This is a genomic window from Mycobacterium sp. P2_H7 (assembly GCF_056403275.1).
In genome coordinates this window covers 75,764-100,998 of the sequence record NZ_JBFUFU010000009.1, presented here as the reverse complement: position 1 = coordinate 100,998, position 25,235 = coordinate 75,764, and the positions used below count along the sequence as shown (strand labels likewise).

The 25,235-nt window shown below is 63.9% G+C and carries 19 protein-coding genes and 3 pseudogenes; 12 read left to right on the top strand and 10 right to left on the bottom strand.

The genetic code is table 11. The features are described 5' to 3' along the window. Positions 1–68: 68 nt before the first annotated feature. From AC1DY7_RS12740 to AC1DY7_RS12715, 6 genes and pseudogenes are all read right to left on the bottom strand, one after another. Positions 69–1,187: a glycoside hydrolase family 3 protein gene (locus AC1DY7_RS12740; RefSeq protein WP_477494503.1), complete on the bottom strand. Its 1,119-nt coding sequence runs from the start codon at positions 1,185–1,187 to the stop codon at positions 69–71. Between the two features lie 10 nt (positions 1,188–1,197). Beyond that, positions 1,198–2,469, bottom strand: coding sequence for a saccharopine dehydrogenase family protein (locus AC1DY7_RS12735; RefSeq protein ID WP_477494052.1), 1,272 nt, complete (start codon positions 2,467–2,469; stop codon positions 1,198–1,200). A gap of 193 nt (positions 2,470–2,662) precedes the next feature. After that, positions 2,663–3,123, bottom strand: a pseudogene (locus AC1DY7_RS12730) (DDE-type integrase/transposase/recombinase); the annotation flags it as partial. A 304-nt stretch (positions 3,124–3,427) separates the two neighbouring features. After that, positions 3,428–4,849: an NAD-dependent succinate-semialdehyde dehydrogenase gene (locus tag AC1DY7_RS12725; protein ID WP_477494502.1), complete on the bottom strand. Its 1,422-nt coding sequence runs from the start codon at positions 4,847–4,849 to the stop codon at positions 3,428–3,430. 159 nt (positions 4,850–5,008) lie between these two features. After that, complete coding sequence (locus tag AC1DY7_RS12720) at positions 5,009–5,875, bottom strand: alpha/beta fold hydrolase (protein ID WP_477494051.1); 867 nt, start codon at positions 5,873–5,875, stop codon at positions 5,009–5,011. Positions 5,876–5,930: 55 nt separating this feature from the next. Then, positions 5,931–6,338, bottom strand: coding sequence for a hypothetical protein (locus AC1DY7_RS12715; protein ID WP_477494050.1), 408 nt, complete (start codon positions 6,336–6,338; stop codon positions 5,931–5,933). Between the two features lie 208 nt (positions 6,339–6,546). On the opposite strand from AC1DY7_RS12715, the gene AC1DY7_RS12710 reads away from it, so the two are divergent. Then, complete coding sequence (locus AC1DY7_RS12710) at positions 6,547–7,548, top strand: LysR family transcriptional regulator (protein WP_477494049.1); 1,002 nt, start codon at positions 6,547–6,549, stop codon at positions 7,546–7,548. 286 nt (positions 7,549–7,834) lie between these two features. On the opposite strand, the pseudogene AC1DY7_RS12705 reads toward AC1DY7_RS12710, so the two are convergent. Then, positions 7,835–8,002: pseudogene (locus tag AC1DY7_RS12705) on the bottom strand (DUF5718 family protein); the annotation flags it as partial. 286 nt (positions 8,003–8,288) lie between these two features. Here AC1DY7_RS12705 and AC1DY7_RS12700 point away from each other — a divergent pair. From AC1DY7_RS12700 to AC1DY7_RS12670, 7 genes are all read left to right on the top strand, one after another. Beyond that, entirely contained in the window at positions 8,289–9,308 is a 1,020-nt protein-coding gene (locus tag AC1DY7_RS12700; RefSeq protein WP_477494048.1) for a LacI family DNA-binding transcriptional regulator, read from the top strand. Positions 9,309–9,825: 517 nt separating this feature from the next. After that, the gene (locus AC1DY7_RS12695) at positions 9,826–10,314 is read left to right on the top strand and encodes a hypothetical protein (protein WP_477494047.1); all 489 of its coding nucleotides are present in this window, start codon (positions 9,826–9,828) and stop codon (positions 10,312–10,314) included. Then, a complete protein-coding gene (locus AC1DY7_RS12690) occupies positions 10,311–11,183 on the top strand; it encodes an N-acyl homoserine lactonase family protein (protein ID WP_477494046.1) in 873 nt (290 codons plus the stop codon). The genes AC1DY7_RS12695 and AC1DY7_RS12690 overlap by 4 nt, the downstream gene beginning before the upstream one ends. Next, complete coding sequence (locus AC1DY7_RS12685; protein WP_477494045.1) at positions 11,173–12,669, top strand: sugar ABC transporter ATP-binding protein; 1,497 nt, start codon at positions 11,173–11,175, stop codon at positions 12,667–12,669. The genes AC1DY7_RS12690 and AC1DY7_RS12685 overlap by 11 nt, the downstream gene beginning before the upstream one ends. Then, positions 12,666–13,736, top strand: a complete 1,071-nt coding sequence (locus AC1DY7_RS12680; protein WP_477494044.1) for an ABC transporter permease — start codon at positions 12,666–12,668, stop codon at positions 13,734–13,736. Before AC1DY7_RS12685 ends, AC1DY7_RS12680 begins: the two co-directional genes overlap by 4 nt. Beyond that, positions 13,733–14,752 (top strand): ABC transporter permease, encoded by a 1,020-nt coding sequence (locus tag AC1DY7_RS12675; protein WP_477494043.1) that lies wholly within the window; start codon positions 13,733–13,735, stop codon positions 14,750–14,752. Before AC1DY7_RS12680 ends, AC1DY7_RS12675 begins: the two co-directional genes overlap by 4 nt. A gap of 42 nt (positions 14,753–14,794) precedes the next feature. Beyond that, positions 14,795–16,039 carry a sugar ABC transporter substrate-binding protein gene (locus AC1DY7_RS12670; protein ID WP_477494042.1) on the top strand — a complete coding sequence of 415 codons (1,245 nt, stop codon included), beginning with the start codon at positions 14,795–14,797 and terminating at the stop codon, positions 16,037–16,039. Positions 16,040–16,642: 603 nt separating this feature from the next. Here the strand turns inward: AC1DY7_RS12670 and AC1DY7_RS12665 are convergent. From AC1DY7_RS12665 to hisD, 3 genes are all read right to left on the bottom strand, one after another. After that, on the bottom strand, positions 16,643–17,608 hold the full coding sequence (locus AC1DY7_RS12665) for a 3-hydroxyacyl-CoA dehydrogenase family protein (RefSeq protein WP_477494041.1): 966 nt from the start codon (positions 17,606–17,608) through the stop codon (positions 16,643–16,645). An 86-nt stretch (positions 17,609–17,694) separates the two neighbouring features. Beyond that, positions 17,695–18,441 carry an SDR family NAD(P)-dependent oxidoreductase gene (locus AC1DY7_RS12660; protein ID WP_477494040.1) on the bottom strand — a complete coding sequence of 249 codons (747 nt, stop codon included), beginning with the start codon at positions 18,439–18,441 and terminating at the stop codon, positions 17,695–17,697. 9 nt (positions 18,442–18,450) lie between these two features. Beyond that, positions 18,451–19,797: a histidinol dehydrogenase gene (gene hisD / locus AC1DY7_RS12655; protein ID WP_477494039.1), complete on the bottom strand. Its 1,347-nt coding sequence runs from the start codon at positions 19,795–19,797 to the stop codon at positions 18,451–18,453. Between the two features lie 336 nt (positions 19,798–20,133). Here hisD and AC1DY7_RS12650 point away from each other — a divergent pair, with 336 nt between their 5' ends. The 4 genes and pseudogenes from AC1DY7_RS12650 to AC1DY7_RS12635 all read left to right on the top strand — a co-directional run bounded on the left by AC1DY7_RS12650 (position 20,134) and on the right by AC1DY7_RS12635 (position 25,215). Beyond that, positions 20,134–21,507, top strand: coding sequence for an MFS transporter (locus AC1DY7_RS12650; protein ID WP_477494038.1), 1,374 nt, complete (start codon positions 20,134–20,136; stop codon positions 21,505–21,507). Positions 21,508–21,825: 318 nt separating this feature from the next. Next, positions 21,826–22,634, top strand: a pseudogene (locus tag AC1DY7_RS12645) (IS3 family transposase); the annotation flags it as partial. Between the two features lie 173 nt (positions 22,635–22,807). After that, positions 22,808–24,631, top strand: a complete 1,824-nt coding sequence (locus AC1DY7_RS12640; protein ID WP_477494037.1) for a flavin-containing monooxygenase — start codon at positions 22,808–22,810, stop codon at positions 24,629–24,631. Then, positions 24,628–25,215 carry a TetR/AcrR family transcriptional regulator gene (locus AC1DY7_RS12635; protein WP_477494036.1) on the top strand — a complete coding sequence of 196 codons (588 nt, stop codon included), beginning with the start codon at positions 24,628–24,630 and terminating at the stop codon, positions 25,213–25,215. The genes AC1DY7_RS12640 and AC1DY7_RS12635 overlap by 4 nt, the downstream gene beginning before the upstream one ends. The last annotated feature ends 20 nt before the right edge of the window (positions 25,216–25,235 follow it).

The following is a 25,235-nucleotide window of genomic DNA, read 5'->3' as shown; positions in this document are numbered from 1 at the left end:
CCTATGCTTAGCGGCGTTCTGTCAGGTGACGCCATCCGGGGTCTCTGGCCTACGCGATCGATAGCCTTTCAACGCAATGTATTTGGTCGAACTCCGGCGGTCGCGGCAGGTCCGCTTCTATCGAGCGCATGGGCGCCGATGCGCACTAGGTAGTCGCCGCCAGCAATGCGGAAGGCGTCTTGGGCGTCGTCCCACCTCGCGAGAAGACGGGGTTCGAGATGCGTTTCGACGGAGCGACGCTCGCCTGGTTCGAGATGGAGGCGCGCGAACGCCGCTAGCCGGGCGACGAAGTCCGCCGGGCCGTCTCCTTCGTTGCGGCTGACGTACACCTGGACTACGTGAGCCCCGGCCCGTTGACCTGTGTTGGTGACGGTGATGTCAACTCGCACGTCGGTTCCGCTGGCGGTGACCGAAATGTCGCTGACGTCGAATGTGGTGTAAGACAAGCCCCATCCGAGCGGAAAGGCCGGTTCGAGTTTCTGGCGGTCGAACCATCGGTACCCGACGTCGCTGCCTTCGATGTCGTAGGACACCTTGAAGATCTCTCCGACGAGTGCCTCACCGGGGTTCGATGTGGTCGTTGTGGGGTCGACCTGGCGCGGTCTCGGAGTCTGCGCTACGGATTGAGGGAATGTGACCGGTAGCCGACCGAACAACACCCCCGCGATGGCTGGGCCGCCGCCGGAGCCGGGGTGGAACTCTGCAAGGACAGCCGGGACGTGGGCGGCCGACGACGTGTCCACCGGACCCCCGGATTCGAGTACGACTACGGGGCGCGGATTCGCGCTGGCCACCGCTTCGATCAACTGGGGTTGATCGTCAGGTAGTTCCAGCCCATGGGCATCTAGGCCCTCGCTGCGCCACTCGTCGGCGATGATGATTACCAGATCGGCGTCGCGCGCCGCGGCGAGGGCGGCCTCACGGTCGCTGCCGTCGCGGAAGTCGACGCACGCGGCCTGTGCGTCGGCGCGGATAGCCAGCAGCGGCGACGAAGGGTGATACACCTTGCTCATCGGCACTCCCATGACTGCAGCGCCGTCGGTGCTCAGACTGCCGATGGGGGTGACCGAGGACGATCCGCCGCCCGAGAGGACACCGGTGTCGGCGTGTTCGCCGATCACCAGGATTCGGTTGAGTCCCCGCGCCGCGGGGAGGAGTCCCCCGTCATCAGCCGATCCGGCACCTATTGAGCCCCGATCAGTTCAGGGGACCGGCCTCGAGGGTGACGCCGGCGCCGCGGAGCCGGTCGATGAGCGCGTCACCCATGGCTGCTGCCGGGGTGAGTACACCGGTGCGGTTCGGGAGCTTGTCACGGTTAAGTGCGAGGGCAAGGGCACTCTCGCCCAGCATGACCGCGGTCGCCTTGTAGCCCGGGTCGCCCTTCGCCTTCACGCGGGATTTGAAGCGCTTGCCGGTGGTGGTCGTCGTGTAGACGTCGACCGTGAAGTGCCCTTTCCGTCGCGCCCTCTCACTCGGGCCGTCGCCGGCCTTGGGGAGGATGGGGTCGAGTAGTTTGCGGGCCGGCGCCAGGGCCATCAGGCCGAGGAAGGTGCCCAGGCCCACCTTGACGAGGCCGGCGACTGCGGTGGACACCAGCGGGAGCGTGCCGACGGCCATGGCCTCGTTGTACCGGAACTTCGCGCCGTAGGCGTTGTTCAGCAGTGCGTTGGAGCGGCGCACGATGCGCGTGTTGTGGGGGGCCATCACGAACGGTGCCAGCGTGCCCTTGACCGACGGGTCGATGCTCGAACCCTTGATGATCATCGTGTCGCTGCGCTCCTCGAGCGCCGTGCGCGGCCGGTGCTCGCCCGGGCCTGTCGACAGGGCGTGCGGGTCGAGAAGGGTACGACGAGTTTCGGGGTTGCGGCCCTCGGTGGCGATCACGCGCATCGAGTCGATGGTGCCGCCGGAGAAGCCGCCCCTGAACGAGGTGAGCACGTATGTGGTGTCGGTGAGCTCGCCCTCGCCGGCCTCGCTGACCGCCTTGTGCAGAAGGTAGACGCCGATGTCGGATGGCACCGAGTCGAATCCGCACGAGTGGACGATGCGCGCCCCGTTCGATTCGGCCTGCTCGCCGAACTTGTCGATCGCCAGGCGTACGAAGGGGATCTCGCCGGTGAGGTCGACGTAGTCGGAGCCGGCGTTGACCGCGGCGGCCAGCACTAGCTCGCCGTACCGCATGTAGGGGCCGACGGTGGTGCAGACGACGCGAGTGCGGGCGGCCATCGCGTCGAGCGACGACGCGGAATCGGCATCGGCGATGATCAGAGGCCAGTCCTGCGCGGAGGCGGGAAGGGTCTTGCGGGCCTTGGTGAGCTTGTCCTGGCTGCGACCGGCCAGGGCGATGCGGGTGCCGGCGGGGGCGTGGCGGGCCAGGTAGTCGGCGGTGAGGATGCCTACGAAGCCGGTGGCTCCGAAGACGACGACATCGAATTCCCTGCTGGTGTCGGAACGAGTCGGATCGGTCACGACATCAGACTCTAGACCGTCTGACACGCGATCGTTCCTGAGAAGAGATTCGATGCTGCCTGCTCAGCGAACAAGGCATAGATGTGTGTAGGTGCTGTGAGTCGAACATGCTCTCGCCCGTCCAGGCACTCAGCGGCACACCGAGTTCGCGCTGGGACTGCCCCGAGTTCAGTTGACTCGCGGGGTGTGAATTTCAGGCCGCGGTTGCGACTGGTGTGTGGAGCAGTTCGAACTCTACCGGGGTGAGCCTCCCGAGTGCGCGTTGCCGGCGGCGTCGGTGGTAAGTCCGCTCGATCCAAGCCACTATTGCCAGGCGTAGTTCGGCTCGGGTGGACCAGCGTCGCCGGTCGAGCACATTGCGTTGCAACAGGGCGAAGCACGACTCCATCGCGGCATTGTCCCCGCACGCACCGACGCGGCCCATCGATCCACGCAAACCGTTGTGCAACAGCGCATGAACGAACCTTCGGGACCGAAACTGACTACCCCTGTCCGAGTGAACGATCGTCGCGACCGGTGAGCGCAGCGCACGGCGTGATCCAGGGCCGCGACAGCGAGCGAGGACGTCATCCGCGAGTCGATCGAGTAGCCCACAATCCGGTTGGAGTACACGTCTCTGATGGCGCAAAGGTAGAGCTTGCCCTCATCGGCTTGGGTTCCAGTCGTCGTCGCAACACTTCACGGAGGTGGTCGCTGAGGACGAACTCAACGACCGTCCCCTCAGATACTCTAAGATCGTTGCCCGACCGACGTATTCGCTACGCGGCTAACTCATCTCGTCCGTCGGTGTTGCGGTGTTTACTAGTGTCCGCCCCATCGTCAATACCTAACGCCAACGACGCGAGGGAGTGTAGCGTTGGTTCGGCTCGCTTGATGATTTCACGTTGGTGCCGGAATGCTCGGGCAGACGCGTCTGATCCCCAATGGTGCACAATTTTTGACGACTCTGGGAGGACGCTCAGGTCGCGACGTACTTGGTTTCCAGGTAGTCGGCGATTCCTTCGATGCCGCCCTCGCGGCCGAACCCAGAATGTTTGACACCCCCGAAAGGGGCGGCCGCATCCGAGATGACGCCGCGGTTGATTCCCACCATTGCCGACTGCATCGCACCACTCACGCGGGCAGCTCTGTTCACGTCATTGGTGTACAGGTACGACGCCAATCCGTACTCCGAGCGGTTCGCTGCGGTGATTGCTTCCTCTTCTGTGTCGAATCCGGTGATCGCCGCTACTGGGCCGAAGATCTCTTCGGTGAGTACGCGCGCTTGGACGGGTACACGATCGAGAACCGTTGGTGCGTAGAAGAACCCGAGACCATTGAGTGGACGTCCACCGATTCTGGCTCGTGCTCCGTGCTTAACGGCATCATTAACCAGGCCGTGCACGTTCTGTCGCTGGCTCTCGGTGATCAGCGGTCCGATGTCGGTTTTTGGATCGTCACCGCGGCCCACGACGAGGGCTTCTACCGCATCGACGAACTTATCGGTGAATTCGTCGATGACGGTGTTCGCGATGTGGAACCGGTTGGCAGCGGTGCAGGCTTGCCCACCATTGCGCATCTTGGCCGCCAGCGCTCCCGATACCGCGGCGTCGATGTCGGCGTCGTCGAACACCAGGAACGGAGCGTTGCCGCCGAGCTCCATCGACGTCCGGAGAACGTTATCGGCGGATTGCCGTAGAAGGTGCTTGCCCACGCTCGTGGAGCCGGTGAAAGTGAGCTTGCGTAGGCGGGGGTCGTTGAGCAGCGGGGAGACCAGGGCCGCCGGATCGGTGGTGGGCAGGATGGACAGCACGCCCGGCGGTAGCCCGGCGTCGGCGAAGACCTGACCCAGCATCAGCATGGTCAAAGGGGTTTCGTCGGCTGGTTTCACGATGATCGTGCAACCAGCGGCGAGCGCGGGCGCGATCTTGCGGGTTCCCATGGCCAGGGGGAAGTTCCATGGTGTCAGGGCCAGAACGGGGCCGACGGGCATCTTGACGGTGGCGATATGGCCGGTACCGTTGGGCGCTAGCTGGTTTCGGCCATTGATGCGCACCGCTTCCTCTCCGAACCAGCGCAGGAACTCGGCGCCGTAGGCGACCTCGGCCATGCTCTCGCCTTGCGGCTTTCCCATCTCGGCGGTGATGAGATCGGCGAATTCCTGGGCGCGCGAGACGATGAGATCGAAGGCTGCACGCAAGAGTTCGCTTCGCACCCGCGGGGCCGTAGCTGCCCATTCCCTTCCGGCATCGACGGCGAGGTCGAGTGCGTGGTTCGCGTCCTGGGCGGTTGCGTCGGCGACCTCGGCGATCACCGCGCCGGTGGCCGGGTTGCGAACGTCGAAGGTCGCTCCGGAACTCGCCGGGATCAAGCGGCCACCCAACCAGAGGTTTGTGGGCAGGGGGGTTGCCGTCTGAGTTGGCGTTGTTTCGGGCAGGGTCACGTTGAATTCTCCGGGTTCGTTACAGCACCCGCGTGCGGCGTGCGTGGATTAGTAGACCAACCTGCCCGCACGGTGTTCCGTGCGGGCAGGCGGCAGTCGGGGGATGCGGTCGAGCGGTCAGACGGTGAGGACGGACGCGGCCTTCTTCTGCAGAATTGCCAGTGCCTGCAGCAGGTAGGTGCGGAAGACGGCGTGGTTCTCGCTCATCGGGAAGTGCCCGATTTCCTTCATCTCGATGAACTCGCCGCCCTTGATCTGCCCAGCGGTCCGCGCGCTGTCCTCTGGGGTGGTGAGGTAGTCGTAGTCGCCCGTGAGCATGACGACCGGGCATCGGTCACCGTCAATCTCACTCAGCTTGTCGCGCAGATCGTGGTCGACGGAGTAGAAGTACAGGTCACCCTTGAACGCCTCCGATCCTTGGCTGTAGTAGAACCAGGTCTTCCAGCGATCGGCCTCGGGGGACTGCGGGGCCATCAGGTCCCATACGCCACTGGCGCAAACCTGGGCTGCGTTGGCGTGAGGGTGCTGCCACCAGTCGAGGTAGAAGCCTGGCGAGTAGTCGGCACCTTCGACCGGTATGACACCGGCGAAGCGTTCGGGATGGCGGAGTGCCAGTTGCAGCGCGATGTTGCCGCCGAAGGAGGAGCCCATGAAGATCGGGTTTTCCAGTTCCAACGCATCGACGAGCGCTACGATGAAGTTTGCGTAGTGATCGGCCGACAGCTGGTATTCCTCGGTCCACCACTGGGTGTTCTCAGGCGGGTCTGACTTGCCGTGCCGGGGCAGGTCGTAGGCGATCACGCGGTAGTCCTTGGTGATCTCGTCGTCTTCGAGAAGGCCGCGCCACTGGTGGTTGTGGCACCCCGCGGTGTGCTGGCAGACCAGCGGTTGTCCCGTTCCGTTCTCGAGGTAGAAGACCTTGTACAGAAGCCCATCGACGTCGACGTCGACGTAGTGCCCGATGACGGGGGAAATCTTGCTCATCGTGGTGTCCTTTGCTGTTTTGGTGGGTGCCGCCGAAGTGTTGGACGGTGGTGGATTAGACGGGTACGCCAACGGCACGCAGCAGTTCGAATTGGCGGGTGAAGCACCGCAGGTTCTGCATCAGCACCAGGATGTCGCCTTCGAGTTTCAGGTCGCGTTGAAAACTCGCCGACCAAATACCGTGATACATCGGCGCCGGTACCGGTACTCCGAAGTTCTGCCAGGTGTTCACGCTCGCGCTGAGCGCGAATTCATAAGCCACGTCGAGGGGGCCGGGATCGATGGCGACGTTGACGACCTGGCCGCGGCTGACCTCGACGACAAAGGTCCGGTCGGTCATGTCGAGTAGGTACGAACAAGTGAAGTACTTGCCGTGCGCCTGAATCTCCGGGTCGCTGTTGCTCGCGTGAGCGAACGCGTCGGCCCACTCGGCGGCAGTCGTTGCCGAGGTTGTGACAGTCATGATGGTTCCTTCGAGGGAGGTCGAAACCGAGGCAGGATTTCTGCTCGTCATGCGGGTGAGACCGACGTGGAACGCAGCGTTCGGAACGAATCACCGTGCATGATCCCCATCACACTCGCGACCGGCAGTGGCGTCCAATACCTATCGACAAACGATCGATAGGCAAGAACTAATGGTGGTAGACGACGTGCTCACCTACCGTTGAGCTGTGCTCCCCTCATTGGACCTGCGACTTCTGACGTATTTCGTCGCGGTGGCCGAGGAGTTGCACTTCGGTCGTGCCGCCGCGCGTCTGCACATCGCGCAGCCGTCTCTGAGCATCCAGATCCGAAAGCTCGAGCACGCCCTCAACGCGCCGCTGTTCGTCCGCACCAGCCGCCACGTCGAGCTCACTGCAGTCGGGGAGCTGTTGCTCGACGGCAGCAAGCGGCTGCTCGGTGAAGCTGAACGATTGGCCTGGCAAATACAAGATGCGAGGCGCCACGGATCTCACCGCCCCCTGGTGGTCGGCTTCCAAGCCAACGCCGCAGCAGAGCTCACACCGAGGATCCTCAACGCCTTTCACGACCTCCATCCCGACATCGAGGTCGACATGCGTTCTCACGACTTCACCGATCCCTACGTGGGACTGGCCGACGGTTCAGTGGACGTCGCATTCCTACGTCCACCCGTGCTCGTGCAGGATTGGCTGGGCATCGAGACGTTGTTCGTAGAACCACGTGTCCTCGTCGTGTCGGCGTCGTCACCATTGGCCGACCTCACCGAAATTAGTGTCGAGCAGGTATTGGACCAACCTTTCGTGGCGCGCAAGTCGCCCGACGCGTGGCGCACTTTTTGGCTTGCCGCGGACAGTCGCCAAGGGACGCCAGTCCAGGTCGGCGCTGAGGTTTCTACCGTCGACGAATGTTTCGAGGCTATTCTCGCCGAGCGTGGGATGGCCTTCTCCCAGGCCTCCACTCAACGTTTTTATGACCGGCCAGGGTTGGCGTTCATCCCCGTCACCGACATCCCTCCGACGATGCTGACGATCGCCTGGCGTACCGACGTGGACTCCCCCATAGTGGGGGATTTCGTGGAAACGGCGAATGCTGTCGCATCGCTGAGCCCCATTCCCGACGCTTGGACTCCCAACGCGATCTCCGAAGACCGGGTGTCCGCGATCAAACGTACTGATTGGCAACAGGTTTCACGTTTGCGTCGAGTCCAGTAGGGTGCCGCGCACTTTCTGGCAACACCAGGTATGTGACGCTGCTCGTGCGGATATGCAGGTTCACAGCGGGTGGCGATAGCGCTAGACGCCGTCTCGCACTGGTCGCATGCGACGTGCTAGGCCAATACAAGTTGCTGGAATAGGACCTGCCCGGGCCCGTCCCGCACGTTCGCGGCTTTGCGACACCGTTCGACGGTGGATGAATGCCTGTATCGACATCATTGCCGCATGCACCCCTTGGCCCGCATGAGCCCGAAAGTGCGGAGACGCTGGGACAGTGGGCCTCTCACGAAACCGTCTGTCGCAGTTCGGATGCCGCCTGGGAATCCGTGTCGTATACCCGGACGATCGCCTGGTCGCCGGGCTGAAGGAAGGTCGTTGCGCCCAGAGGGGTGTACTTCGTCGCACCGATGCCGATCAGCACGTTCCCGGGGTGGCCACTGGCCGCCATCAGACCCACCAGAGTCACAATCGGCAGAAGCAGATGAGCACCTCTAGGCTCTGCAACTGGTCGTAGCTGATCCGAGAGTTGCGGTCCGCCCGCCGATTGATGGTTGCGGCCCGACGGGATCGACGGCATACGTATACCCATACTCAGCGGGGAGAGTACGGGACCTTTGCATGTGCGCGTTCAGAGGATTCGAGCCTTGCGCCCGGGACTCCTACAAATAGTGCGATAATTCAGGGATCCTAGCCGAGGCTAGCCGCGATGACCCTCTAGGATCGGAGACTGAATACGTATGTCTACCAGCCGAGACGTCGCGCGGCTTGCCGGCGTATCCCAAGCCACCGTTTCGCGGGCGCTGAGCAACGGCAACGTCAGTGCGGCGACCCGCGAGAAGATTCTGCAAGCCGCGAAAAGTGTTGGCTACGTGCCGAATCTGGGCGCTCGGGCGATGAAGACCGGCCGTGTTGACACGATCGGCGTGGTAGTCGCCGACCTGACCAACCCCTTTTACCCGGAAATTCTGGATGCGCTGACCGACCACCTCGACGCGGCCGGCCAGAAGGTGACGTTGTGGAACTCTGATGGCCCGGGCAACGACGCGGCTCTTGAAGCCATCAACGGTGGTTCCGTCGACGGCATCATCTTCACCACGGTGACCGATGCCTCTGCGCCGCTGCGGGCAGCTTTGACGAAGCACAGCCCTGTCGTGCTGATCAACCGCATCGTGGACACGCTTGACTGCGATCAGGTTTCCAGTGACAACACGGCTGGGGGCGCGGCCGTTGCGGAATACTTCCTCGCCAACGGCCACACCCGGATTGCGTTCATCGGCGGCCCGTCGTCAGCGAGCACTGCCCGTGATCGACGTCTGGGCTTCTCGCGTCATCTCACCGACGTGGGCGAGCCCCTGCGAGATGACTGGTCACTTCAGGGGCCGTTCAGCCACGACTACGGGTACACCGCAACCTTGCAGCTGCTGTCATCGCCAGACCGCCCCACCGCGATCTTCTGCAGCAACGACCTGATCGCATTTGGGGCGCTCGACGCAGCACGCGCAGGCGGGGTCGCCGTACCTGATGATCTGTGGGTCGTCGGGTACGACGACATCGCGATGTCTGCCTGGCCGGCCTTCGACTTGACGACAGTCCATCAGCCGACCAGAAGGATGGCAGAGGCAGGTGCCGAGGCACTGCTGGACCGGATTGCCGAGCCGAAAGCGCCGTACAAGACCCTTACTTTCCGGTCGCACGTTGTGGTCAGAGGATCCACGGCAAGAGTCTCGCTGCCCGTCGCAGGATCAGAACTCGTATAGGGCTACCGGCACGCCCGCATCTCGGCCAGACCCCGCGCACCCGCACTGCAGGCCCCGTCTGCCCACGACGACTGCTGGCCTTGGCATACAACACAGCCGCAACGCACACCTTCGGTGCATACGATTCCATCATCGGGCTGTCGGGCACCACTCCCATCGGCCGTCACGGACCCAGCGGTCGCGGGCCTCACCTTCACATTGCTGAGCTAGCGGCGCCTCCGAGCTGCCGAGTCCGCGCCTTGGACAAGCTGGTGGCTCTTCGGGCTGGATAGAAGGGCTGCGGCCGCTACCCGCAGATTTACGTCGGCCGAGCGTGACCACCTGCCATCAGTGAGCGTCTCCATGGTCGACGCTTCCCCGGCGGAAGCCGCGAGCGCCGGTGCCGAGATGCGGTGAAATTCCTTTCAACGACTCTTGGCAATACACATGCATACGTATACAGTCGTGATCTAGACCACTCTTTTGAGGTGATGTGACTGCCATCCCCTTCAGGGGTCAATAGGGAAAGGAATCCCCGGTGCTCGCTCGCCCTTCGACTGTCTGCGGATCACCGCCGCGCAGCGCTGACCACGTTCTCGACCGAGAGCAGATCCTCGCCTCGGCCGGGGAGATCATGCAGGCCCAAAGCGCGCTGTTCCTGCTGGTCCAATCCTCGCGTGCGCCGGACCTCGATGCGCTGGAGTCCACTGCTGAGCGTGTGCGGGAATGGGTCGGCGCGCTGGGCGATCGTCTCGCTGGCTTGCGTGAGCATCCCGAAGCGCACGACACGGGCGAGCTGGGGCGGCTGCATCTACAGCTGGCCCGTACGCAACAGACGTTGGAACGGTTCGCGCCGTTCCGCGCTCGCCAGGGCGGGCAGGTATCTGCCGCTTTCGCGATGCAGGCCATCACGGCCGCCCATCAGCAACTGCGTCTCGCGCGCAGGGATTCAGAGACATTCACCGACATCCTCGCATCGTGCTGCGCAGCGGATGTCACCGAAATCGCCCAACGGAGGAATCGATGAGCGCCAGCGACTATTCAATCTGGGTACTCGAATACGCCCACGCACCGGAGTATCCGGTGTCCGGGTTGCTCTACGGCGAGCACAACATGGGAACGGTCAACCTTCCCTACGGCTACGTGGTGCTGAAGAACTCCGAGCGCACCGTGATGATCGACGTGGGCTACAACTACAGCCAGTACGGCAAGGTGATGGCCGACCGCTTCGGTGTCATCGACTGGAAGGACCCGCGAACGGTCCTCTCAGAGGTGGGGGTCGATCCCGAGGACATCCGCGACGTCGTCGTCACGCACGCCCATTTCGACCATTTCGGCAACGTCGATGACTTTCCCAACGCGGTCTTCCACATTCAGGAAGAAGAGTTCAGCAAGTGGTTGTGGACGCTGACCCTTCCCAAGCAGTTCAGCTGGATCAAGCGCGCCCTCAACCCGGACGACATCGTGCGGGCCGCCGGACTCGCGCAAGAGGGCCGGCTCAAGCTCCTCACCGGCGACGTGCAGGATCTGCTGCCCGGCATCGATGTGTGGGCGGCGTTCGACTCCCACACCTTCGGATCGCAGTTCGTCACCGTCCGCAACGAATCCGGTCCAGGGACATGGGTTCTCGCGGGTGACCTGCGCTACGTCTTCGAAAACGTCACCGGCATCGACGACGACGGATGCTACGTGCCGATCGGGCTGGCCTCAGGCAGCCAGATGAACCTGCTCAACGCCACCCACCACATGATGCAGCTCGTCGATGAGGATCACACCAGGATCATCCCCATCCACGAGGACCGCCTCGGCACGATCTTCCCCACCCGGATCACCAAAGAGGGTCTGGCCGTCACCGAGATCAATCTCGCAGCGGGCGAGGTGTCTTGTGTCCACTGACCACGACGGTTTCGTTCAGATCACCGGAGTCAGCAAACGGTTCGGGGCCACCCAAGCACTCAACGACGTCAGCTTGAGCATCGGACGCGGCGACATCCACGGCCTCCTCGGCGAGAACGGCGCCGGAAAGTCCACTCTGATGAAAGTGCTTGCCGGAGTCATCATCCCGGACGCAGGGTCGGTGTCCATCGGAGGCACCCCGATTGCTACGGGTAATCCGATCGCGGCGCGCCACGCCGGCCTGGCGATGGCCTACCAGGAGCTCAGCGCACCCCCAAACATCACCGTCGCCGAAAAGCTACTCCTGCCGCGCATCCCCACCCGGTTCGGGTTCGTCTCCCGCCGCGCACTGTATGCCCAAGCCGGCAGCGTGCTCGCCGACTGGGGAGTAGACACCATCGATCCGGCAGGTGAGATCCAGACCCTCAGCCTTGCGGACCGCCAACACGTCGAGCTGATCGCCGCGATGTCGCGCGCACCGAGGGTCCTCATCCTCGACGAGCCCACGGCCTCGCTGCCCGACGTGTCATGGCTGTTCGGTAATCTCAAAGAACTTGCGGCACAAGGCACGTCGATCATCTACATCTCACACAAGCTGCCCGAGATCAGTGAACTGTGCACCCATGGCACCGTCCTGCGCAACGGACGTGTCATCGACAACTTCGACCCCAAGGTCGCCTCGGAGCCCGACCTGGTCGAGTTGATGATCGGGCGCTCCATCGACCACGTGTTCCCCCCCAAGGCTCAGATTGCACCCCAGCCGCGGGTCACGATTGACAAGCTGTCCACGACCACCCGGTCGGCCGAAGTGTCCCTTCAGATCGGGGCCGGTGAGGTCGTCGGGGTCGCCGCCCTGGAAGGGCAAGGCCAGCGCGACCTGTTCTACTCACTCGCCGGTGACCTGCACCCCACCAGCGGGACGGTCACCGTGCATGACACCAAAGGCCGAGCACGGACGGTGGGGCCGAACTTCTCACTGGTACCCGAGGACCGCAAGACCGAGGGCCTGTTCCTGTCGATGTCGACGAAGTTCAACCTGACGATATCTGAGCTCAATTCGTTCTCCCAGATCGGCTACGTCTCCCACAAGAAGGAGAACCGGATCGCTCAGGACGCGGCCGCCCAGGTCAACCTGCCGAAGATACTTCTAGACCGAGGCGTCGCGCAGTTGTCCGGCGGCAACCAACAAAAGGCAGTATTCGGGCGGGCGATCCTGTCGAACCCCAAGTGTCTGTTGCTGTTCGACCCCACCCGTGGAGTAGACGCTGCCACCAAAGTCGAGATCTACCTGATGATCCGGCAATACGTCGAGGACGGCGGAGCCGTCCTCATCTACTCAACCGAAATTCCCGAACTGGTCGGCGTGTGCGACCGCGTCTACACCATGTACGGCGGCGCCATCACCGGCGAGTTCACCGCCGAAACCCTCACAGAAAATGCGCTTATGAGCGGAGCTCTTGGCGTGGAGCGGAGTCCAGCACGATGACTACGGCACTGACCAACATCCGGTTCTCCCGTGGAGCGACGGGCGTCGCGGTCTCCGCCGTCGTCTTCCTCATCCTTTACGCCTTGATGATCGGCGCCTCACCTATCGCCGGGACACAGGTACTGGTGTCGAGTTTCATCACCTTGACTGCGCCCCTGGCGCTCGCCGCGGCCGGCACCACGCTGGTGCTCATCGTCGGCGGCTTCGACCTCTCGGTGGCGGGCACCATTAGCCTGACCAATGTCATCGCCGCGACCACGATGGAGGGACGGGGCGGCAGCGTCTGGCTCATCGCCATTCTGGTCCTCCTGCTCGGCGCAGCGATCGGGTTGATCAACGGCTTCTTCGTCGCCATCCTCGGGCTCCCCGCCCTCGGAGTGACCCTGGGCAGCAACATCATCCTCGCCGGCGCCGCTCTGATGATCTTGCCCGCACCAGGGGGCACCGTGCCCGCCCAGTTCACCGACACCCTCACCGCCACAGTGAGCTTCTTCCCGGTCGCTGGCGCCGTATTGCTCGCGGTCGCACTGATCTGGCTGCTCTACTCACGCAGCCGCACGGGGATGGCCACGTTCGCCGTCGGCGGCGACATCGCCTCATCGCGGCTCTCGGGCATTCCCGTGGCACGGGTCCAGATGACCAACTACGCGCTCGCCGGTGTGCTCTATGCCGGTGCAGGACTGTACTTCTCGGCCATCACCGGAACCGGGTCACCGGCCTCGGGAACGTCGTTCCTGCTCACCGCATTCGCCGCCGCAGCACTGGGACTGGTCAGCTTCACCGGCGGACGCGGCAGCGTCATCGCGGCCATGTTCGGCGCCGCGATCCTCACTGTCATCCCCAAACTGCTCTTCGCCGCCGGGGTCGCTGACTTCTGGGTCGGCGCAGTCCAAGGCCTCGTCGTCATCATCGCGCTGTGCATTCCCGCCACCGCGTATGCGCTCGCCCGGCGGCCGAAGTCCCGCTCGTCTCAGCCAGGGGCGCCGCCCGCAACCCCCAGCGAGCCGTCCGTGGCTTCCGCGCCCGCCCCGCAACTGGCCAACTCCACGAAGGAGACCGCGTCATGACCACTCAGATCAATCGCGACGGTGCGCTCCCCGATTCCGCGGGCACCGCACCCTCGGCGGCGCCGAGCGGTCGGCTCTCCCGGGTGCGTCTCGCCCTGACTCAGCCGATGATCGTCTGGCTGCTGGTCCTCGCCCTGATCCCGCTGTCACGATTGTTCAGCAGCAACTTTCCGTCCTGGGCACTGGTCACCAACACCCTGATTCTGGCGACGTTCCTGGTCCTGGTCTCCTTCGGGCAGGGACTGGTCATCCTCAGCGGCGGCATCGACCTATCGGTGCCCTCCACGATCGCCATCGCCGCGTTCTTCACCGGGTACCTCACCGGCGAAGGCCTCCCCGCCGGGCTTGCCGCGATCGCGGCGGTCGGCATCGCCTCGGTGTGCGGTCTGGTCAGCGGCCTCATCGTCTCCCGCACCACGTTCCCGCCGTTCATCGTCACGCTGGCGGTGTCCACCATCGCCGCGGCCCTGCTGCTCGGCTTCAGCGCCGGCTCGCCGGGCCAGACCGCGCCCGGCTTCCTGATCTCCCTGTTCAGTGAGGGCGACATCCTCGGACTACGCCCCGCGGCGTATCTGTTCATCGTCGCCGCCGTGCTGGGCATGTGGGTCCAGTACCGCACCCGCCTCGGCCGGCGTACCTACGCGGTAGGCAATAGCACCGTCGCAGCACGCATCTCGGGAGTGAACGTCGCCACCACCCAGGTCCTCGTCTACTGGGTCGCATCGCTGTTCTATGCGACCGCCGGTGTTCTGCTGATGGGCTACGGATCCGGATCGGACCTCAACATCGGCTCCACCTGGCTGCTGCCCAGCATCGCTGCCGTCGTTATCGGTGGATCGTCGATCGCCGGCGGTGCGGGACGCTTCGGCGGCACCATCGGAGCCGCTGTGCTGCTGACCATCGTCAGCATCGACATCAGCGCCATCGGCTGGTCGGAGGGGCTCAAACAGATCCTCTACGGCTTGGTCATCGTCATCGCCCTACTGCTGAACCTGCTCGGCTCCCGACGCGCCTAACCCTCCGAACCCCTCACTTCCCTGCCCGAATCTGGAGGAACCATGATTTCCCGCACCCTCACCCGACTCCTGGCAGCCGCGCTGCTCACCGCCACCGCATGCGGATCGCTGACCGCATGTTCGGCGCTGGGCTCCGAATCGGGGAAGGAGAAGATCTATCTCGACCTGAGCTACAGCGGAAACAACTGGCAAGACGAAGGCGCCAACCTGGCGATGTCGGTCGCCGAATCACCCGAAGTGCTGGCAAAGTATGACGTGCGCAAGGTGATATCCGGCTCCGACGTCATGAAACAGATTTCCGACCTGCAGTCGATGATCGCCGCGGGCGCGAAACTCATCGTCCTGTACCCCATCTCACCGACCGCGCTCAACCCGGTGATCAAACAGGGCTGCGAAGCAGGCGTCGTGTTCATCGCCTATGACGGGACCGTGGAGGCACCCTGCGCCTGGAACCTGTCATACATCACCGGAGCACGCGACGGCGAGCCGAAGAAGGCATTCTTCGGCGCCCAGACGGCCCAAGCCCTCGTCGACCTCATGGGCGGCAAGGGCAAAGTCATGATGAACCGCGGCGTGGCGGGCACCTCGACCGACACCGTGCACTACGACACCGCCAAAGCCGTGTTCGACCGCTACCCGGGCATCACCGTCATCAGTGAGTACTACGGCAACTGGGACTCCTCGGTCAGCCAGCAAGAAACGTCGAAAGCCCTTGCGGCCCACCCCGACGTCGACGGGATCTGGTCAGAGGCCGGCGAGGACGGAGTGGTCAAGGCACTCCAAGCCGCCGGCAAACGCGTTCCGGTCACCGGTGAGAACAGCAACTACCTGCGCAAGATGTTGTCGCAGGGCTGGCCGGGGGTGTCCTCGGGTTCCCCACCTGCCCAGGGGGCGGTAGCGATGAAGATCGGGCTGGAAATTCTGGCCAAGGGCCCCGACGCGGTGCCCAAGAACATCGAGATGCCACTGCCCTGGGTCACCACGGCGACCGCAAAAGTCTGCCCAGGCAGCGAATTCGTCGACAACTGCAACTTCTTCGCCGACGCCGACGACTCGTTCGTCACCGAGATCTTCCAGAAGTCACTGTTCCCCGAGAGTTCCTACACCGCAGCGACATCCGTCGCCCCGATCAGCCCACTGCAGCCGCTGCCCGACCTGAACCGGTTCCAACAGCCCGACTCACGACGCAGCTACACCCGCAGCGACTGCGCCCCCGGCTGGGCACCCGGCAACGTCGACGCCGGCCAAATCCCCACCGGGCTGCCCGGCTGCGTCCAGAACAGCTGACCACCGAAATTTCGAGCCCAATGGATGCCCGCACGCCCGCCGTGCGGGCATCCGCACGTGTATGGGGTCGACCCGAAAATGCACAACCGCGGGCCGCCGAACCGCGGCGTCCCAGATGGGTCCTCGCGAACGTGGCGGTCGGGTCGGTAGGTAGCTGGCTCTCTCGTCGGTGCGCCGACAGCGTGTCATCGTGGTGTCGCGGCGGTGACGGATCTGGTCCGGAGCTGTTCTTGGCGGCCACCGCGCACCTGTTAGACGACTGGCCTAGATTTCGACTGGCCTAGATTTCAACGGTGCTGTCGACTAGCGACCGGGGTTCCGTGCCTACGCGATGGTGCGGTGAACACGGACCGGTGTAATGGTCGCTACCGTGGCCGGTCGCCATGTCCGACCAGCGGTGTGCCGCCGGTGGTGGTCACCCGAGCGACCTCGCCTTCTGCAAACGTCTCAGCCGGTGTCGTCGCTTCTTCTCAGACACCTGAATGTGCTGTCAAGCCCAAGGCTCCGGTCCCGAAGGCCCAGCAGCCTGGCTGCTGACCTGAACGCTCGGGCGAGCGTGCCCGCCGCATAAGGGATTGCGTGTGAGAGGCACGTGGAATCGGTCTACAGTCCAGGCGCGGGACCGAGGTCTGAGCGCAACGCGGACAGCGTCGCATAGGCCCTGTTGCGGTAGGCCACCAGTGCGGGAGTGTCGGCCTCGGCGATGTCGAGAAGTCCGCGACCTGACTTGATGCCGAGACGGCCCTGCTCCACCAGTGAAGCCAGGAGTGTCGGCACGGCGAATCGTTCTCCGTAGGCCTGCTCAAGAGTCTGATAAGCGCCTTGATAGACGTCCAATCCAGCCATGTCACCGATGGCGAACGGGCCGAACAGGGCCAGCCGAAAGCCGAAGGTGTTGCTGACCACGGCGTCGACCTGTTCGGGTGTGGCGGTCCCTTCTTCAACGATCGCCAACGCCTCCTTATAGAGCGCGAACTGCAGGCGGTTGGCGACGAAGCCCGGCGTATCGGCCACGCGGGCGGTGATCTTGCCCAGTGAGCGGATCAGCGTTTCGGTGGTGTCGACGGTCGCGGGCAAGGTGTGGGTGCTCGGGATCAGCTCCACTCCAGGAATGAACGGTGCCGGGTTCATCCAGTGCACACCCAGGAACCGCGACGGTTCGTGTACTTCTTTAGCCAGTTCGTCGATGGGTATCGCTGAGGTGTTGGTGCCGATGATCGCGTCGGGCCGGGCTGCCTTCGACACCCGCCGCAGCGTGTCCAGTTTGACGTCGATGATCTCCGGGACCGCTTCGGTGATGTAGTCGGCGTCGGCGACCGCATCCTCGATCGAGACCGCGGCAACCAGATTTCGCTCGATCCTGTCGGCTGCGCCGGACGGGAACAGACTCTCGGACTCGTAGCGGGCCGCTTCGGCGATTAGGCGCTCGCGTGCCTTCGTGGCGGTCACCGCGTCGACGTCGGCCAGGGCGACTGGGTGGCCGGCCATCGCGAGGACCTGGGCGATCCCGCCGCCCATGTATCCCGATCCGACGGCGGCAGCTCGGGCGATGGTGTTCGGCTCAGCCATGATGTCTTCTACTTTCGGGAGGGCCCGCTCGGCGGGGCGAGAATGCTGGGGGACGTGCCCGGCATCGAGTCCACCGGGGCCGTTGGTCACCGGATGGTGTACCCGCCATCGATGGCGATGGTGGTGCCGGTGATGAGTGACGCGGCGTCACTGAGCAGGAAGATCACGGCACCGACGATGTCGTCGGGTTCCCCGAAGCGGCCCATGGGGATTCGTGATTTCAGTTCGCGGGCCCAGTCGGGTCGACTCAGCGTCGACTCGGTGAGTTCGGTCCGCACGAACGTCGGGGCCACCGCGTTCACCCGGATGTTGTTTGGCGCCCATTCCAACGCAAGGATCTTCGTCAGATGGATCAGACCCGCCTTGCTGGTGCCGTAGGCGGCACGCTCCTCGATGCCGACGAGGCCTGCCTGGGAGGCGATGTTGACCACCGCCGCCCGCGTCCCCGACGACAGCCATCCCTTGGCCAGCGCGGTGGTGAGGAAGAAGCTGCCCCGCAGGTTGGTATCGAGGACATCATCCCAGTCCGCTTCGGTGATCTCGATCGCCGGTTTGGGAATGTTGATGCCGGCATTGTTGACCAGCAGATCGATTCCGCCGCTGTGCTCCAGGATGTCGGCGACACCGGTACGGATCGAGGCGGTGTCGGTCATCTCCACCGCCACTGCCGGAGTGCCATAGCGGTGCGACACCGCTTCCGCGGTCTCAGCACTGCGGCTGGTTCCGTAGACCACCGCGCCCGCCTCGGCGAGACCATCAGCGATAGCCCTGCCGAGGCCGCGGCCGGCCCCCGTGACAAGGGCGGTCTTATCCTTGAGATCGAAGTTGACCACGATCGTCTGCTAGTCGGTGAAGCTGTGCTCGGACCACGCCAGCTGCTGACCGCGGTACTTCGCGGCCCGCACGTCACCGGATCGTGCATGGCCTTCGAAGGACTCGACCCGGGCGGCACGGCCGCACAGCTCCCCGAAGAAGGCGCTTGATTCGGTGTTGGTGACTTCCTGGTAGGTCACGGTGCGCAGGTACTTACCGACCCATAGACCGCCGGTGTAGCGCGCGGCGCCGCGGGTGGGAAGCACGTGGTTAGTGCCGATTACCTTGTCACCGTATGAGACACAGGTTCCCTCGCCGAGGAACAGGGCACCGTAGTCGTGCATCTTGTCCAGTGCCTCCCGCGGATTCTGGGTGAGGATCTGCACGTGCTCGGAGGCGTACTCGTCGGCCAGCGAGTAGGCCTCGTCGAGGGTATCCACGACGCGGACCTCGCCCCAGTCGCGCCAGGCGACGCCGGCGTAGTCGCGGGTGGGCATGTCGATCAGGATGTGGTCGATGTGCTCCATGACCTTGTGGCCGAGTTCGGCGCTGGTGGTGATCAGCACCGCAGGCGAATCGGGGCCGTGCTCAGCTTGCGAGAGCAGGTCGACAGCGACAATGAACGGATCGGCGTACTCGTCGGCGATGATGAGGACCTCGGTCGGGCCGGCGAACAAGTCGATGCCGACCTCACCGAACAGCTGGCGCTTGGCCTCCGCCACGAACGCGTTGCCCGGACCGGCGAGCATGTTGACCGGTCGGATGGTCTCGGTGCCGATGGCCATCGCCGCCACCGCCTGGATGCCGCCGAGCAGATAGATTTCGTCGGCGCCAGCGAGGGCCATCGCAGCGATCGTCGCGTCGGGGACCTCACCGCGGATCTTGGGAGTGCACGCGGCGACGCGCTTCACCCCGGCCACCTTGGCGGTGATGATCGTCATGTGCGCGCTGGCCAGCAACGGGTACTTGCCACCCGGGATGTAGGCGCCCGCAGCCTCGATCGGGACGTTCTTCTGGCCCAGGAAAACCCCTGGGAGCGTTTCGATCTCGAAGTCGGTCAAGGATTCCAGCTGCTTCTGCGCCATCACCCGGACCTGCTCCTGGACGAACGTGATGTCGTCGATGACCTGTTGGGGTACCCGAGCGATGATCTCGTCGAGCTGATCAGAACTCAGCAGGTAGGTGTCGGCGGCGTAATTGTCGAACTTCTCGGCGTAGTCGCGCACCGCCGCGTCACCGCGGCGACGGATATCGTCGATTACCTCTTCGACGGTGGAGCGCACCGATGACGTACTTCCACGCTCGGCGCTCTGCTTGAGAGGAACTTTGAGGTCCTGGGTATGGACCGCCAACCTCGGAGCTGCCGCAGTCGTCATGAGAATTCCTCCATCGTGAGTCGGTAGGCGGGTCATCGCCCAGTTCAGGTCACTTGCACTGAGGTATGTGTCCCCAGTCACTGACACCATACTGTATACGTATGCAGTATAAAAGCCAACACTGCGCTTTGACTTGCACCTCTTGGGCCTCCCTGCGCACATCGATTGGCGTGCAATCTGCAGCAGGAACAAGACTGATTACCAGTTCAGCGAGCTACTGGTCACCACCGAGGGGTAGGCCGACCTCTAGAAATTTATTGTGCTTACGTATACACTCGTCAGCCGACGCGGCCTGTAATGCGCGCCACCTTCACCCCATCGAGTATTGGAGCTCACATGAGTGTCGACGCGTCGACCGAGTTACCACCGACCTCGGGGCGTCACCTTCCCGCGGTCGACCCCGCCATGCGACGACGGGCCCTGGTGTCCTCCGTGCTGGGGTCGTGCATCGAGTGGTACGACTTCTACGTCTACGGAGTCGCTGCGGCGATCATCCTGAACAAGCAGTTCTTCCCCAACGTCGATCCCTTCGTGGGAATCCTCTTGTCCTTCAGCACCTATGCCATCGGCTTCGCCGCCCGGCCCATCGGCGGTCTCGTGTTCGCACACTTCGGCGACCGCATCGGGCGCAAGAAGATCCTCATGCTGACCCTGGGTCTCATGGGTTGCGGGACATTCCTCATCGGGTGCCTGCCGAACTTCGCGACCATCGGCATCGCCGCCCCGATCCTGCTGGTCCTGCTGCGCATCGTGCAGGGCATCGGTGTGGGTGGCGAATGGGGCGGCGCCGCCCTGATGGCTACTGAATTCGCACCGCCGAAGCGCCGGGGCTTCTTCGGCTCCTGGCCGCAAATCGGCGTGCCGGCGGGCACCCTGCTGGCCAACGGAGCGTTCTTCATCATGGTCGGTCTGATCTCGAACGAACAATTCGAGGCGTGGGGGTGGCGGATCCCGTTCCTGTCCTCCATCGTGCTCGTCGGACTGTCGTTCTACATCCGCAGCAAGGTTTCCGAGTCCCCGGTCTTCGAGGAGGTCAAACGCAAGGGCGAGATCGAGAAGCTGCCGGTCGTCAAGGTCATCAAGACGCGTCCAAAGACCATCCTGAAGGTCATCATGATGCGGTTCGCCGAGAACGCGAACTACTACATCTACACCACGTTTCTGCTCGCCTATGGGCCGGCGATTCTGGTCGCCAAGAGCGACATATTGCTCGCGGTGATGATCATGGCTGGACTGGGCATCTTCACCATTCCCCTGTGGGGATGGGTGTCTGACCGGTGGGGCCGCCGCTACACCGTGATCGCCGGTGCTGTCACCATGGCGCTCATGGCGTTCCCATTTTTCTGGGGCGTGCAGACCGGGGACTTCCTGATGGTGCTACTGGTGCTGATCCTGACGTGCAACATCGGCCGCGACCTCTGCTACTCCGTCGAGCCGGCGTACTTCACCGAACTGTTCGAACCCAAGCTCCGCTACTCCGGAGCCTCAGTCGGCCCGCAAGTCGCCGCGGTGTTCGCCGGCGGATTCGCACCTCTAATCGCCACGGCACTGATAGGTCCACAATTCGACCGGTACTGGCTGGTTGCCGTCTATATGGTGATCACCTCGATCATCACGATCATAGGAGCGCTATGGTCACCCGAAACGGCGCCGAGGGTCCGGTTGCGACGCGGTCTCAGCGAGGAATACGACGCCACCACCGCCAACTAGACCTGCAGCACACAGGTGCCGCCCTCGGACACTTCGAGGCACGGTCATCCGCCGGTGCACAACCCGATGGGTGACCGTGTCCCAGGCAGGGATAGCGCGGGTCATGACGTCGTGGGAACCTGACGGGGCTCCATCACGGGCATGGATAACAGGAGCGAACATCTGAAATCAGCGACGACGACGCTCAGGCCATGATTCTTATATGCCGGCCTCGGATTGATGGGTCTGCTGCACGATCAGGTGACAGTTTGACCTGACCCACCGTTTGGGTTCCAGATTCGGTGACTAAGTGACGGCCTGTACGAAAGGCTGACCGTCATGCCCCGCCCCTATCCTGCCGAGTTCTGGGCGCGCGCGATCGCGCTCGTGCGCGCCGGCAAGCCGCAGAAACAGACCGCCGACGACCTCGACATCCATCCCGTCACGCTGTCGAAGTGGATCAAGCAGGACGATATCGACCGCGGGGTGCGTCCCGGTGTCCCGACGAGCGAATCAACAGAGTTGCGAGCAGCGCGGCGAAGGATCCGCGAGCTGGAAACCGAGTTGGCCATCGTGCGCCAGGCCGCCACGTTCCTCGGTGAGGACAAGCCCCGCCCAAAAGGATCTACCCGGTGATCGACCGACTGGTCGGCGCCGGGGCGCGTGTGGATCGCTGCTGCGTCATTCTTGGTGTGACACGCCAGAACTACTACAAGCACAAGCGAAAACCGACCACAGCCACCCAGTTGCATCGGCAATGGTTGACCGGACTGATCCGCGAGATCCACGTCGCCTCACGGGGCACCTACGGCTATCGCCGCGTCCACGCTGAACTCACCCTCGGTATGGGAATCACGGTCTGCCCACGCACGGTGTCGGTCCTGATGACCCTTGCCGGCATCTACGGCCTGCCGGGTCCAGTACGGGTGAAACGCCTGCGCGGGGTGGTCACTGCTGATGATCTGGTCCATCGCAAGTTCCACCGACTCGCACCAAATGAGTTGTGGGTCACTGATATCACGCAACATAGGACCCGGGAAGGATGGCTGTACTGCTGTGCTGTGCTCGACGCGTTCAGCCGCTGGATTGTGGGCTGGTCGATGGACTCGAAGGCCGATGCCACGTTGGTGGTCAACGCGTTGGATCTCACATTCGTGTCATATATGAAATCGATGTGACGCTCATCGCGAGAATATGACACTGGTTCTGAGAATCTACAGTTGGCGCCCCTTGGCACCTTGCCCGTCCCGCTATACCCTGTGTCCATTCACAAGACAGTGTGTCTGGCGAGTTGGGCCGGGCCGACGATGCAGGACAGGGCATGGCAGAACTGAGCGACCCGGGACCGCAGCCCGCCACGTATGACGCGGCATGGGTGCGCGCGAAATACCGGGCGGAACGCGACAAGCGCCTCCGCACCGACGGGGTCGCACAGTTCGTGGACGTCACCGCCGACTTCTCCCACTACGCCGACGACCCGTACGTCGAGCGGGTCGAACGCGACCCGGTGACCGACCATGTCCAGGTCCTCATCATCGGCGCCGGACTCGGCAGCCTGATCGCGGCGGCCCGGCTGCGTGAGGTCGGCATCGACGACATCAGGATCGTGGACACCGCGGGTGATTTCGGTGGAACCTGGTACTGGAACCGGTACCCAGGAGCCCAATGCGATATCGAGTCCTACATCTACCTGCCGTTGCTCGAAGAGCTGAACTACCTGCCGTCGGAGCGCTACGCCCACGGCCCCGAAATCCGCCATCACCTGCAAGCCATCGCCCGGCACTACGGGCTGTACCGAAACGCCCTGCTGCAGACCACCGTCACGGGGATGGCATGGGACGACGCCGCCCGGCACTGGATCATCACCACCGACCGTGAGGATCGCCTGACCGCGTCTCTGGTCGCCGTCTCTCCCGGCTCCCTGACCCGACCGAAGTTGCCCGGCATCCCGGGTATCAACGAATTCGGCGGCCACACCTTCCACACCAGCCGGTGGGACTACGACTACACCGGCGGCGACGAGTCCGGCGGCCTGACCCGGCTACGGGACAAGCGCGTCGGGATCATCGGTACCGGGGCGACGGGATTGCAGTGCATACCGCATCTGGGTCGAGAAGCTCAGCAGCTCTATGTATTTCAGCGGACCCCGAGCACCGTCGCCGAGCGGAACAATCGGCCGACCGACCCGGAGTGGGCGGCCGGTCTGACGCCGGGCTGGCAACGCGCACGGATGGAGAACTTCACCAGGGTCAACGCCGGCGTCGAATGGGAGCTCGACCTCACCGATGACGGGTGGACGCGCAACGCCCTGGCGCTGACCGAGCCCGCGGTGATCCGCGAGACGGCCCGCCTCGGCCGGGAGATGACGCCGGATGAGGTCACCGACTTTCTGTACCGCGCCGACTGGGACGCCATCGAGCGGCTTCGCGGTCGCATCAGCCAGGCGGTCTCCGACGAAAAGACCGCCGAGGCCCTCAAACCCTGGTTCAAGCTGAACTGCAAACGCCCGGGCTACCACGACGAGTACCTGCCGACGTTCAACCGTGCGAACGTCACCCTCGTCGACACCGACGGTCGCGGTGTCGAGAGGTTCACCGAGACCGGCGCCGTCGTCGGCGGGATCCACTACGAACTGGATGCACTGATCTTCGCGACCGGCTTCGAGGTCGGCACCGAATTCACCAAGCGGCTCGGCTTCGAGATCGTCGGCCGCGACGGCGTCCGGCTGAGCGACAGCTGGGCCAAGGGCATGCGCACCTTCCACGGCTTGCAGACCCACGGCTTTCCCAATTGCTTCTTTCTGGGCTACACCCAATCGGGGGTGTCACCGAACTACACCCATACCGCCGAGGAACGGGCTCGTCACTTCGCCTATCTGGTCGATACCTTGGTGCAGCGCGGCGCGACGACCATCGAGGCCACCCGCGAGGCCGAGAACGAGTGGCTGTCGGCGATGAACGAGGCATCGGATCTGCCGAAGGCCTTCTACGCGGACTGCACACCCAGCTACCTGAGTTCCGAAGGCGAGAAGGATAATCCGCACGGCATGCTGTCCAACAACTTCGGCGGCAAGGCCAACGACTTCTTCGCCATGCTCAGCCAGTGGCGATCGACGGGCCGCCTGGACGGAGTGACCCTCACATGACAGAGACAGCGCAGCGACTCACCATGCGTGACCGCCACCGCATCCTCACCCGCGACCACATCCTGGGCGCCTCACTCGAGGCGTTCGCCGAACGCGGATATGCGGCCGTGACCATCGACGACATCGCCCGGCGCGCCGGCATCGGCCGGGCGACGTTCTACCTTCACTTCGACGGCAAAGCGGCAGTGCTGCGCGAACTTCGCAACACCCGCATGGCGGTGTGGACCGAGCAGGACGCCCCACGCGGCGGCAGGTCCGGGCGACCGTCCATCCGCGCCTTCTTCGGCAAGGTCGTCGATTTCTACACGTCCGCACCGGAGCTGTACATGGCTCTGCACCAGGCGCGCGCGACCGACCCCGAATTCGCCGCGGCGCACCGAGAGACGATGGAAGCCAACGTCATCGACTGGATCCGCACCGATGTCATGCCCGGCGCCACCGAGGATCAGATCCGGCTGGCCGTCGCGATGATGTACACCATGGTCGACTCCTTCATGCACTTGTGGTTGGCCGACGGCTGGTCCCTGGATCGCGACAGCGCCATCGACGCCATGACCGACGCTCTGCACGCCACCATGCGCTGAGTGCGCTCCCTCACCCACGA